We start from the raw sequence: 13,277 nt of genomic DNA on the forward strand, positions 1-13,277 counted from the left end.
CTCTGACACCTCCCTTTTATAACGAATCCTTATTGATTCCCTTGACGATCTGCGAGTTTCCGCCGGATTTTGTGATCTCAAACATGCTCTTATGGCATTCTCTCGCAAGGATCTCCATAGTTCTCGGGGAACAGAATCCTGCCTGGCAACGCCCCATTCCGGCTCTCGTTCTGCGTTTTACTCCGTCTAAGGATTTTGCACCTAAAGGTCTTCGGATCGCATCGATGATCTCGCCTTCCGTGATCATCTCGCATCGGCAGATAATATTTCCGTACTCTGGTTTTTCCTTAATTAACTGGATTCGTTCTTCCTTACTTAAAGTATTCGGATTCAGAACACCTTTTCTCGTCGCGATGAAGTTCTCTTTTTTCTTGAGATCCATCTTCTCTTTCAGGATATCCGCCACCATCTCGCCGATCGCAGGGGAGCTTGTCAGGCCCGGAGACTCGATTCCTGCACAGTCGATAAAGCCTTTCGCGTCCTCCAGCTCACCGATCAGGAATTCATGTCCGTCCTCATGGGCACGGAGTCCAGCGAAGGAAGTGATCACCTGACGCATCGGAATGTTCTTCACATTCATCTCTGCCTTTGTGATAACTTCATTTAAGCCCTCTCTCGTAGTATTGGTTCCCTCTTTATTCTCAATATCGATTGCTGTCGGTCCCACCAACAGATTTCCGTGGACCGTCGGAGTCACAAGAACGCCTTTTCCGTATTTTCCGGGAAGAGCAAACACCGTATGGCTCACATGATTTCCGGCAGTTTTATCGAGCAGACAGTAATCTCCACGTCTTGGGGTGATATGGATCTTCTTTTTGCTTACCATGTTGTGGAATTTGTCTGCGTAGACACCCGCCGCGTTCACGACATACCGCGTCTTATACGTGCCCTTGCTTGTCCGGATCTCCCAGCCGTCTTCCACCGGTCTTAAGTCGGTGACCTCCGTATCAAAATAGAATTCCACGCCGTTCGCGTTGGCATTCTCCGCCATGGCTATATTTAAGTTAAACGGACATACGATTCCGCCCGTGGGTGCGTAGAGAGCTGCACATGCCTCATCGGAAATATTCGGCTCCATCGCCCGGAGTTCTTCCCGGTTTAAAATCCTGAGGCCCGGAACTCCGTTTGCGATTCCTCTTTTATAAAGAGCTTCAAGCCCCGGCATCTCGTCTTCATGCAGGCAGACTACCAGTGAACCATTTCTCTTAAACGGAAAATCCAGATCCTTCGACAGTTGTTCCATCATTTCATTTCCGCGTACATTGAGTTTTGCCATCAGGGAACCTTCCGCCGCGTCATAGCCCGCATGGACAATAGCGCTGTTTGCCTTGGAAGTACCGCAGCACACGTCCTCCTCTTTCTCCAGCACGCAGATTTTTGCCTGATAGCGCGACAATTCTCTCGCAGATGCTGCCCCGGCTACTCCTGCTCCGATTATGATCACATCATACATTTACCGTTCACTCCTTTACATCCTGTCTCTTTTAGAAGATTTCCGCCATATCCCACTTGGGAATACGGCGGCGTCCGTCCTTAAGAGAAAAGAGCCCGCCAAGTAAACGCATACCCTTATGCGGTTATCCTGTCAGGCTCTCTCATCTCATGCCACAATTATCTGATTATTAAGCTGTACTGCACCGGGCACAGCCCTCTGTTTTTATCCTACCACGGAATCGCTCCATAAAGGAGAACCGCCACGATCGCGCCGATGATCGGTCCAACGATCGGAACTACAAGACCGTAAGAGAAGTTGGAATCGCCTTTGCCCTTGATCGGAAGGACTGCATGTGCAAGACGAGGTCCTAAGTCTCTTGCCGGGTTGATCGCGTAACCGGTAAGTCCGCCGAGGGACATACCTACGGAAACGATGATTCCGAATACGAAGAGTTTATCAACACCTGTGGAAAGTCCTGTTACATTGCCGATACCTTTGATCGCGAAAACGAGGATAAATGTACCGACTGCTTCGCTTAAAATGTTTAATCCAGTGTTCGGGATCGACGGACCTGTACAGAATACGCCAAGCTTTGTTCCCGGATCTTCTGTAGCGTCAAACTGTCCCTTGAAGAGCAGATAAACGATCGATGCGCCGACAAACGCGCCTGCCAGCTGTGCGATCACATATCCGGGCACCATAGACCATGCGAAGCTTCCCTCTACTGCCAGTGCGATTGTGAGCGCCGGGTTGAAGGACGCGCCGGAAGCTTCTCCGAAGATAAATGCCGGTACCAGAACCGCAAGGCCCCATGCCAGTGTGATCTGGACAGCTCCTGCACCTTTCATTCCGGACTTGTTGAGGTTTACGTTTGCAACAACACCATCACCGAGGATGATAAGCATCATGGTTCCAAGAAACTCTGCAATATAAGGCAGCATAAAAAATCCCCCTTTTTGTTGTTTTAGGCATCTCCGGCTTTCGTTCCCCCCAAAAGCCGGAGACAGTTTTCTGCTTTTTCAAAACTTTCTGATTTGTTCCTGTAACTTCGTGTAATGCTTCCATTCAAGTCCATTCTTTACAAGCCGCACGTCTTACCCGAAACCTTTTCCTCATTTAATATCTGGTTTAATCTTCTTTTGCCCAGCCGTAAGCGTATTTCACAGCCTTGTTCCAGCCACGGATACGTTTCTCTCTCTCAGCAGCCTCGATCTTCGGCTCAAAGGTCTTATCGATCGCCCAGTTCTTGATAACGTCTTCCTTGCTGCTCCAGTAACCAACCGCGAGACCTGCAAGATAAGCGGCACCCATAGCTGTCGTCTCTACGCACTGCGGACGGTTCACCGGCGCGTTGATGATATCGGCCTGTGTCTGCATTAAGAAGTCGTTGGCACTTGCGCCGCCGTCAACCTTAAGAGCCGCAAGCTCGATACCGGAATCTGCCTTCATCGCTTCCAGAACGTCATTTACCTGGTATGCGAGAGATTCCAGAGTCGCACGGATAATGTGGTACTTATTGACACCACGGGTGATTCCTACGATCGTTCCGCGCGCGTACTGATCCCAGTGCGGAGCTCCGAGACCTGTGAATGCCGGTACAACATAGCAGCCGTTCGTATCTTTTACTTTCTTTGCCATGTACTCGGAATCCGGTGCGGAATCGATAATTCTTAACTCATCGCGGAGCCACTGGATCGCAGCGCCTGCAACGAAGATAGAGCCCTCGAGTGCGTAGTTGACTTTTCCGTCTAAGCCCCATGCAATTGTTGTAACAAGACCGTTCTTTGAGAAGATCGGCTTCTCACCGGTGTTCATCAACATGAAGCAGCCGGTTCCGTATGTATTCTTCGCTTCACCAGGATTGAAGCAGGTCTGTCCGAACAGTGCGGACTGCTGGTCACCTGCAGCGCCTCCGATCGGGATCGGTCCGCCGAGGTAAGACGGGTCTGTCTCACCGTAAATACAGCTTGACGGCTTCGGCTCCGGGAGAATGCACTTCGGGATATCGAGTTCCGCTAAGATCTCATCGTCCCACTGTAAAGTATTGATATTGAAGAGCATTGTACGGGACGCGTTGGAATAGTCTGTGACATGAACCGCGCCCTTTGTAAGTTTCCAGATCAGCCATGTCTCAACCGTACCGAATAACAGCTCGCCCTTCTCTGCTCTTTCTCTCGCGCCCGGTACATTGTCAAGCAGCCATTTTACCTTTGTTCCTGAGAAGTACGCATCGATCACGAGACCCGTTTTCTCCCTGAACTTGTCAGTCAGGCCTTTTTCCTTTAAGGTGTCGCAGTATTCCGATGTTCTGCGGCACTGCCAGACGATCGCGTGATGGATCGGCTCTCCGGTATTCTTATCCCAGACGATCGTTGTTTCACGCTGGTTCGTGATACCGATGGCCGCGATATCCGACGCGGTGGCACCGATCATATTCATTGCCTCTACAGCAACCCCCAGCATACTTGCCCAGATCTCGTCTGCATCGTGCTCTACCCAGCCCGGCTTCGGGAAGTACTGGGTAAACTCTCTCTGCGCTACGCTGCACATCTCACCTTTTTCATTGAACAGGATACATCTGTTGCTGGTTGTCCCCGCGTCGAGCGCCATTACATACTTTGCCATACCAATTCCTCCTTCAATATAGTTTTTCCCATGCTTTATCTCAATTGCCCTTTTCCCGGCATTGAAACAGCTTGTGTTATCAGTCTATTCACAGCTTCCAGACTTCATGCTTCGTAGATGAAACTGCCATTGCTCCCGCTGAGAGAGCACTCATAACGGATTCCTTCTCGGAGATCAGTCCGCCTGCGATGATCGGCGCTTTCGACACCTTACACATCTTTGAGATGACCTGCGGCATGATTCCCGGAAGGACCTCGATATAATCCGGCTTTACCTGATGCTGCTGCTGTCTTAAATTTTCATACGCCATGGAATCCAGCAAAAAGCACCTCTGAACCGTTATGAAATCCAGTTCATTTCCCCTTCTGATCAGTGGGACCTTTGTACTAATGATCCCATCTGCCTCTGTCGACATTTTAATGAAGTCCACCACGACCTCCTTGCTGCTTAAACCCACGATCAGGTCTACGTGTACGATCACGATTTTTCCGGCGTCCTTTAAGCGTTTTACGATCGTCCGGATCGTACAGATATCGCCGAACAGGACAAATACCACGCGTATCTCTTCTATGGAACAGCAAAGCTCCAGATCATCCATGTTTTTGATCGCTGCGATGATCGGGTTTTCTTCCAGCGCCTGATAAAAATAACGTTTCACTAAACTTTTCTCCATTTCTCAAAAAGAAAAGGAGCGCACCAAGCAACAGCTAATCGTTAGCTGATTACATTTTGCTCTCCTATCACGGCTTCTTTTTTAAGTTAACTCAATCATAGCACATTGCATAATTATTATCAACCTTTTCACAGAAAAATATGTATTTTGTGCAATTCTCACAAAGTTTTCTATATTTTTTTATTGTTTTAACCTCTTGCGCGATTATTTGTTCTTCGTTTTCACAACATTATACACAAATTTTTACGTTCATATTTTTTCACCTATGTCACTGCATCAAAGCGCCGCGTCGTACCAAAAGCTTTTCTGAATCGAAAATTCCGTACAATACAGTAACCCCTTTACATCTCTACATAAAAATTTAAGAACGTTCCTTATGTTTTTGCGTCATTTTTATGCTATACTGGACTATGATATATTTTTTTCTTTGATTCGATTTTTCGTAACTGGAAACATGGTCAGTTACGATTTTTCATCTTTTATTATGTTTGATATGAGGAGGAATCGATTATGCCAACCATTCTCGTCTGCGATGACGACAAACAGATCGTAGAAGCGATCAATATTTATCTGACCGGCGAAGGTTTCAATGTAATTAAGGCCTACGACGGCTACGAAGCGCTGGAGCTTCTGGAGAAGAATGAAGTAAACTTAATGATCGTGGATGTCATGATGCCGGGTCTCGACGGGATCCGCACCACACTTAAGGTCCGCGAGACCAGCAGTATCCCGATCATCATCCTCTCCGCGAAATCCGAGGATACCGATAAGATCTTAGGGTTAAACATCGGCGCTGACGACTACATTACAAAGCCGTTTAACCCATTAGAGCTGGTAGCCCGCGTAAAATCTCAGCTCCGCCGCTATACACAGCTCGGCAATTTGAACCAGCAGGGCAGCTCCCAGGTCTACAAGTGCGGCGGTCTGATGATCAACGATGAGAACAAGGAAGTCACCGTTGACGGCGAGCCGATCAAGCTGACACCCATCGAGTACAACATCCTGCTTCTTCTCGTGAAGAACGCGGGGAAGGTTTTCTCTATTGACCAAATTTACGAAAAAATCTGGAATGAAGACGCAATTGGTGCAGATAACACTGTTGCCGTCCACATCCGCCATATCCGCGAGAAAATCGAGATCAACCCGAAAGAACCCCGCTACTTAAAGGTAGTCTGGGGCGTCGGCTATAAGATCGAGAAACAGTAAGGAGAGTCCAGATGGCAGAAAAAAAGACAAACTCATTTTTCAAGCGTCTCGTCGGCTTCCTTCACTTTCTCTTTGCCTGCGTGACACTCGTCGGAATCGGGTTCATGTATTTAAACAGCAACTACGGCCGGGGTCTCGACTGGATCAAGACGGAGACCTTTGAACAGTCCCCGGATTTCAGCAAAAAAGTCCAGGCAGATATCACAAATATCTTCGATTATGTCCAGTATCAGGATATTTTTGAATCCAACGGCGAGGTCGACTACTCCCAGGTCGTCCTGGAAGTCACGACAGGCCCTGGCGGCGAGAAATCCTACACTCTGGACGATATTATCCAGTACGGAAAATCCCTGGGCTACTACATGGACGAGTCCGACAACTACGCGTTAAAGGGCGATCCGGAGACACTCTCCGAGGAAGACCAGGAACAGGTCTATGTCCGCTACCGCTGCTACCAGTCTGAGGAAGACTTAACGAGCCCGGATCAGTCTTTCTCGACGATGCCGGACCTGACGTATGAGATCTTAAGGCGTTTCTCTTCCTACTACTCGATCTACTCGAGACTCATGAGCGACTTTACGAATCTCTATTTCCGCGTGGCGTACTACTCAAAAAATAATGCGATCTATGAGATCCATACCAACGCGCCGGAGATGTCCAACGATGACATTATGGCCATGGGAAGATATATCTACTATTCCGGAGACTCCAACGACCTTGCGGTCCGGACGAACTTCGAATCCAACTTTCCGAGTATCCCGGCGCTGATGTCGAAAAATAACCCGTACAACGGCAACAGCTACTATGTGGTCATCGGTCTCGACACATCCTATAAGGCGAACGATGACTATGCTCAGGCATATACCGCCTATAATAAGTCCCGCGTGAATTTCTCCAACGGACTTTATATTACGATCGCGGGACTTGCCGGTTCCCTCGTGACCTTCGCGTTCCTTCTGTTCCTGTCCGGACATGCGTCGATCTCTGACCGGACCATCACGCTTTACCCGTTTGACCGGACAAAAACGGATTTCATGCTGCTCCTGATGGCATTCGTGTCCTACCTCTGCATCCACATCATGGCGCCGGTGACATCAAAGCTCCTGCACCTGGTAGTGACATCAGATTACTGGGACCGCGCGAACCTTCTGGTGGCCTTCGGATACCTGTATTTCTGCGTCATCCTGACCTTCTTCAGCCTGATCCGCAGATACAAGGCGGAGACACTCTGGAAGAACAGCTTTCTACATGATCTTACAGAAACACTCTCCGAGAGCACGTTCCGCTACCGGATCACAATAGGCTTTGTGCTGTATCTTGCATACAACGTATTCATGATCACCGTGGGGGCATTCATGATCTTCCATCATGAAAATTCCGTTTTCCAGTTCATGCCGTTCATCTTCGTGATGATCGCCTGGATCGCCGGAAACCTTCTGGTATTCTACTTTATCTACCGGAATGCGGACCAGACGGACAAAATCCATGCCGCCATCGAAAAACTCGCCTCCGGGGAGACGAGCTACAAGGTGGATGTCAATGATTTCTCGAGTCTGGAGGCGGAACTCGCCGAAGGACTGAACCGTATCAGTGACGGTCTGGAGACAGCTCTTGCCGAACAGGTAAAGAGCGAACGCCTGAAGGCCGACCTGATCACGAACGTGTCCCACGATATCAAGACACCGTTGACCTCCATCATCAACTATGTGGACCTCATCAAGCGCCAGCACATTGAAGACCCGACGGTTCAGAAATATCTGGAGGTTCTGGATCAGAAATCCCAGAGGTTAAAGACACTGACCGAGGATCTTGTGGAAGCTTCCCGCGCAAGCTCCGGAAATATCAAGCTGGAGATCACGAATATCGATTTCGTGGAGCTCGTCCAGCAGACGACCGGAGAATTTGAGGAAAAATACGCGATCCGCCATCTGGAGATCGTCAACACACTTCCGAACGAGGTCATCATGATCGAGGCAGACGGACGAAGGCTATGGCGTGTCCTTGAAAACCTCTATAATAACGCTTTCAAGTACGCGTTAGAGGGAACCCGCGTCTACGTCACGATCGAGGACCATGGCGCCGACGTTGTGTTCACGATCAAGAATGTGTCCGCGAACCCGTTAAATATCAGCCCGGATGAGCTCACCGAGCGTTTCGTCCGCGGTGACGTCTCCCGAACCACCGAGGGAAGCGGACTTGGGCTTTCCATCGCGAAAGACCTGACAACTCTTCAGGGCGGAAAGTTCGAGCTGATCATCGATGGCGACCTGTTTAAGGCGCAGATCACGTTTCCGATCAAAAACTAAATAGCTTCTTATAAACAGAGAGCGTACCACCTTTTTTAGGCAATACGCTCTCTGTTTATATCTTATATATTGAAATCTCTCAGATCGTCAGCACAAACGAAGCCAGCATCGCGATCCTCGGAATATACTGGTCGATCAGGATGTACTCGTTTGCGGAGTGGGCCCCGTCACCGGCTGCGCCGAGACCGTCAAGGGTCGGGATACCCATAGCAGATACCTCGTTTCCATCGCTGCCGCCGCCCACAAACTGATGGGAAAACTTAAGCCCGACCTTCTCGCCGCAGATCTTCGCCTTCTCAAAGAGCGCCATGTTCGCCTCCGTCTCCTCCATCGGCATCTTGCTGTCACGTTCGATGACTTCCCTTGTGGTTCCCGGAACCGTCGTCCTGATCTCGTTGATCGCCTTGCGGACCCTGTCTCCCTCGGCGGCTGTCTTTACGCGGCAGTCGATCTCGATCTCTGCCTCGGCCGGGACAACGTTCGGTTTTGTACCGCCACTGCAAACGCCCACATTGACGGTAGTTCCAGCCTCGTAATCTGTCAGTTTCTGGATCGCAAGGATCTCATGCGCCAGCTCCTCGATGGCGTTGATCCCCTCTTTATGGGCATTTCCCGCATGGGATGCCTTTCCGTGGATCCTTACGGTAAAGCGGACAAGACCTTTTCTTCCTGTCTTTAAATCTCCGTTCGCTGTACACGGCTCGCAGACAAGCGCCGCCTTCGCGTCCTTCGCAAGCTCACAAATGATATCGGTAGACTCAGCACTTCCGGTCTCCTCGTCACCGTTAAAGATGAATTCCAGCCTCTTTCCCGGATCGATCCCAAGATCCTTATATGCCTTTACAGTCCAGATCGCGGAAATAAGTCCGCCTTTCATGTCATAAACACCCGGCCCGTGGAGCCCATTTCCTTCTGTATAATACTTCAGCGCACCGATGAGATGTACGGTGTCATAATGACCGATAAACAGGATCTTCTCCGTACCCTTTCCATACTGGAACCGCACCGGACAGTGTCCGTTCTCCGCCTCGTAGACAAAGCAGTCCTCTCCTGTGCGCTCCTTGATCAGCATGACCAGCTTTTCCCGCACCTTTGCCAGAGCCTCAATATCTGAAGTGCTGGCCTCTGTCAGGACCAGAGATTTTAAGTCCTCAAAGATCTCCGTCTCATGTTCTTTTAAGTAAGCAAGTGTTTTCTGTTCCATGATTTCTGTCCTTTCTTCTGTAATTGATACTGTATACCTATCTATATCTTACTTCTTTATCACGCGGACCTTCTTCCATTTTCCTGTCAGATACCATCCAAACGAGATCACATAATTCGCAGCCCAGCCAAGGGGAACCGCCATCCATGCTACCTGGATTCCATAAATCGGTGCAAACAGGTTCGTCACGCTGACACGGATCGCGAGATTCACGAGGTTTGCCACCGTAAATGCCGTCACATCACCTGCGCCGCGCAGCAGACCGTCCGTGGACGCCTTGAGGCCGATAAACGAGTAGAAAAACGATAAGAACTTCACATAACTGAGTCCCACCGAATATGCTTCACTGCTGCCGCTGTCAAGGAACAGGGACACGAATGCGCCTCCTGCCAGCTGGTACATCACGCAGAGCACCGCACCCGCCGTCAGGACGATCACATAGCACATCCGGTAACCTTCCTTCACCCGGTCGATCTTTCCGGCCCCCATATTCTGGGCTGTGAAGGTTGACATGGCATTTCCCATGGCGAGCATTGGCACGATGCTTAAGGACTCGATCCGCATGCCCGCGGAGTATCCGGCGATCGCCGTGGAGCCGAAGCTGTTGATCACAGACTGGACCAGCAGGATTCCGATATGGACGATGGACTGCTGCAGTGTGGACGGAACGGCGATCTTCACCATGGAGACCGCCATCTCTCCGCTGTAGAGACGCACCGGTTCCTCGGCAGGATACCCCTTTAGCTTGCGCATCAGAAGCAGGAACGAGATCACCGCCGAGATTCCCTGTGCGATCAATGTCGCCAACGCAACGCCACGGACGCCCTGCTTGAAAATGATCACGAGGATCATGTCCAGCACGATGTTTAACAGGGAAGAAAAGATCAAAAGGTACAGCGGCTTCTTTGAATCTCCCAGTGCGTTGAAGATCGATGCCTGAACGTTATACATGAACAGGAACGGCAGTCCGAGAAAGTAGATCGCCAGATACAGCGCCGCATCCGAGAAAATATCCTCCGGTACGTTGACGAGATTCAGGATCCGATTGTTGAACAGGAGCCCCACTGCTGCCAGAAACGCCGCAATCCCAAGGAAATTGAACATCGTTGTGTAGACTGCCGTCTTCATCTTCGCGAGTTTTCCCGCTCCCAGAAACTGGGAGATCACCACGGAGCTTCCGATTCCGCCGCCGATGGCGATGGCAATAAAGACGTTCGTGATCGCATAGGATGCGCCAACCGCCGCTAACGCCTGTTCCCCGACGAATTTTCCTACCACTACTGAGTCCGTGATGTTGTAAAACTGCTGAAAAAGATTTCCGAGTATCATCGGAAGCACGAAGAAAAGCAGGGATTTTCCCGGATTGTCCGTCAGCATGTCATATTTTTTTCTTGTCTCTTTCATGTCTGTCAAAACGTAATGATGGAAGCCAACGCCAGTTTCGCTCTGGAAAACAGTGTCTCAGCTACCGCATACTCCTCCATTGAATGATTGTTCGCGCCCTTGACGCCCATGGCGCAAACTACCGGAACGCCTTCCGCCGCAGCCAGACAGGAATCGGACCAGCCGCCAACTTTCTTTGTCTGCAGCTTTCCGTAACCGATCATGTCTGCCGTCTTCTGGACATGGCGGAACAGTTCCAGATTTTTCTCCGATACCGGCATTACCGTGCTCGGCTTCGTCCAGGTCACATCTGCCGTCGTATCCGGGACAGTTCTCGTCTCCGCAATCTTTTTGATCGCCTGAAGTGTTTCCTCAAGGCGTTCAAAGCTGTCGTAGCGGATGTCGATTCCAACCTCACAGGACGCAGCCACTGCGTTTGCAACCGTTCCGCCCTGAATCACACCTACATTCACAAAAAGTCCATGTTCAAAGTCATGAAGCTTCTGGATCTCGATGATCTTATGCGCCATCTCCAAAATCGCGTTTCTTCCGCGCTGCGGATCATTTCCAGCGTGGGCCGCGACTCCGTGAACGGTGAGTGTCACACGGCAGGAACCTTTTCTTCCAACAACGAGTCCGTCATCGATAAATCCCGTCTCAAAGTTGAATGCCGCCGCGCATCCCGCGCAGAGTTTCCGGATCTCTGACTCCGCATTTGTCTGACGGTGTCCGTTCTCCTCATCTCCCGCAAAGACAACGCGGATCGGGCGTTTCCCATATCCGTACTCATGGAGCGCCTTTAAAACGTAGACAACGATCACAAGTCCCGCCTTCATATCCAGAACTCCCGGTCCGTGGGCATTTCCGTTCTCATCGATGCGGAACGGATTTTTCTCTAACGTGCCTTTCGCAAATACCGTGTCCATGTGTCCGATCAGGACGATGGGCTGGCCTGCTGCCTCTTTATTCCATACACCTGTCAGGAGGTTTCCGAAACGTTCCATCGGGATCACAGCTGTCTCCACTCCGGCACTTTCCAGTTCATCCTTTAAGACCGCACCTACCCGGTCAACGCCCTCTTTATCCGGGGTTCCGCTTTCGATAGAAACGATCTTTTCCCATAGCGACAGCATCTCGTCCCTGTGACGGTCTATATACGCGGATGTCTTCACGATTAGTCCTCTGTCTTCCATAGCCTGCATCCTCCTTGCCATTTTATTCATCTATGATATAACAAACATACTGAAATGAAAATACTGAAAATCTATAAAAATCGGGAATTCCGCCTGACGGTAACGCCTTCCCGGTTACAAGCTTGACTTCTACGTCTCTGCGAATTATAATGAGTGAATTAAACCTACCAATTTGCTATGAAGATATGACCACCCGTACGAGACTGCTAAGATAAACGCTCCGCGAGGATGCGCAGTGATTTTGATAGAAATATGTCAGCTTCTCTGACCAGAATCACGCGGCAAGTCTCACGGACGTTCAACTTGAGAATATGAAAGGACGGAGAATTCCTTATGAACAACACGATCAACGTTTCCATAGACTGCGTTCCGGCCGCACTCCGGGAATTTTTTGCGGAGCATTCTACCATCGCTCTTGCTTTTTCCGGCGGAACGGATTCCTCTTATCTTCTCTATGCCGCAAAGGCCTGCGGAGCAAATGTACATGCTTACTATGTCTCCACTCCGTTCCAGCCGCAATTTGAGTTAGATGACGCGAAGCTTCTCGCTGAATCATTACACGCGGACATGACGGTCCTGCCCTTTGATGTGCTGACGGATAAAGTCGTAAAGAGCAATCCGAAAGACCGCTGCTACTACTGCAAGAATCAGGTATTCGGCGGAATCCTGAAAGCCGCAAAGGAGGACGGCTTTACCGAGATCATGGACGGAACGAACGCCTCCGATGACGCCGGTGACCGCCCGGGCATGCGCGCTTTAAAAGAAATGAAGGTACTGTCCCCGCTGCGCCTTTCCGGAATAACAAAAACGGCACTCCGGGAATATTCCCGAAATGCCGGATTATTTACATGGAACAAGCCCGCCTACGCCTGTCTTGCGACGAGAGTTCCGTCGGGAATTTCCATCGAAGCTTCTGTATTAAGGGATGTGGAATGGGCGGAGAAATCCCTCTCCGACCTTGGATTCCGCGATTTCCGCGTCCGCGTGTACCCGGATCCCGCTGCCGCAGACCCAAAGGCCGATGCGCCGTGGTGCGCAAAACTCCAGCTCACCGAGGACATGATCCCGAAGCTTATGGAGCAGCGGGAGGAGATCTGCGCGCTCTTAAAGCAGAGATTTACGGATGTGACACTGGATCTTGTGGCGAGAACACCGTCGATGTAGGGAACGTCTCCCACATCTGTACATCAGATCTAATGCTCTGTATACGCAGATCGGCTAAAGTCTATAAAACAGGGAACGAGTATAACCG

The 13,277-nt window shown here is 50.2% G+C and carries 10 protein-coding genes; 3 read left to right on the plus strand and 7 right to left on the minus strand.

The genetic code is table 11. The features are described 5' to 3' along the window. Positions 1-16 precede the first annotated feature (16 nt). The 4 genes from DW826_RS02755 to DW826_RS02770 all read right to left on the minus strand — a co-directional run bounded on the left by DW826_RS02755 (position 17) and on the right by DW826_RS02770 (position 4,718). On the minus strand, positions 17-1,453 hold the full coding sequence (locus DW826_RS02755; protein WP_117551954.1) for an NAD(P)/FAD-dependent oxidoreductase: 1,437 nt from the start codon (positions 1,451-1,453) through the stop codon (positions 17-19). A gap of 209 nt (positions 1,454-1,662) precedes the next feature. After that, positions 1,663-2,376, minus strand: coding sequence for an MIP/aquaporin family protein (locus DW826_RS02760; protein WP_117551955.1), 714 nt, complete (start codon positions 2,374-2,376; stop codon positions 1,663-1,665). A gap of 187 nt (positions 2,377-2,563) precedes the next feature. Then, positions 2,564-4,060, minus strand: coding sequence for a glycerol kinase GlpK (gene glpK / locus DW826_RS02765; RefSeq protein WP_117551956.1), 1,497 nt, complete (start codon positions 4,058-4,060; stop codon positions 2,564-2,566). Positions 4,061-4,148: 88 nt separating this feature from the next. Beyond that, positions 4,149-4,718, minus strand: a complete 570-nt coding sequence (locus DW826_RS02770; protein ID WP_117551957.1) for a glycerol-3-phosphate responsive antiterminator — start codon at positions 4,716-4,718, stop codon at positions 4,149-4,151. 525 nt (positions 4,719-5,243) lie between these two features. Between DW826_RS02770 and DW826_RS02775 the strand changes: the two genes are divergently transcribed. Both DW826_RS02775 and DW826_RS02780 read left to right on the plus strand, forming a co-directional pair. Further along, entirely contained in the window at positions 5,244-5,939 is a 696-nt protein-coding gene (locus DW826_RS02775) for a response regulator transcription factor (RefSeq protein ID WP_015552872.1), read from the plus strand. Positions 5,940-5,950: 11 nt separating this feature from the next. Next, a complete protein-coding gene (locus DW826_RS02780; RefSeq protein WP_117551958.1) occupies positions 5,951-8,245 on the plus strand; it encodes a HAMP domain-containing sensor histidine kinase in 2,295 nt (764 codons plus the stop codon). A 79-nt stretch (positions 8,246-8,324) separates the two neighbouring features. On the opposite strand, the gene DW826_RS02785 is transcribed toward DW826_RS02780, so the two are convergent. From DW826_RS02785 to DW826_RS02795, 3 genes are read right to left on the minus strand one after another with little or no spacing between them, the layout of a single operon-like run. Then, complete coding sequence (locus DW826_RS02785) at positions 8,325-9,449, minus strand: M20 family metallopeptidase (protein ID WP_117551959.1); 1,125 nt, start codon at positions 9,447-9,449, stop codon at positions 8,325-8,327. A 48-nt stretch (positions 9,450-9,497) separates the two neighbouring features. After that, positions 9,498-10,853 (minus strand): MATE family efflux transporter, encoded by a 1,356-nt coding sequence (locus tag DW826_RS02790; protein ID WP_117471200.1) that lies wholly within the window; start codon positions 10,851-10,853, stop codon positions 9,498-9,500. A gap of 5 nt (positions 10,854-10,858) precedes the next feature. Further along, entirely contained in the window at positions 10,859-12,025 is a 1,167-nt protein-coding gene (locus DW826_RS02795) for a M20 family metallopeptidase (RefSeq protein WP_117551960.1), read from the minus strand. A 333-nt stretch (positions 12,026-12,358) separates the two neighbouring features. Between DW826_RS02795 and larE the strand changes: the two genes are divergently transcribed. Next, positions 12,359-13,189: an ATP-dependent sacrificial sulfur transferase LarE gene (larE, locus tag DW826_RS02800; protein ID WP_117551961.1), complete on the plus strand. Its 831-nt coding sequence runs from the start codon at positions 12,359-12,361 to the stop codon at positions 13,187-13,189. Positions 13,190-13,277 lie beyond the last annotated feature (88 nt).

Source organism: Clostridium sp. AM34-11AC (assembly GCF_003435375.1).
GTDB classification, from domain to species: Bacteria; Bacillota; Clostridia; order Lachnospirales; family Lachnospiraceae; genus Pilosibacter; species Pilosibacter fragilis.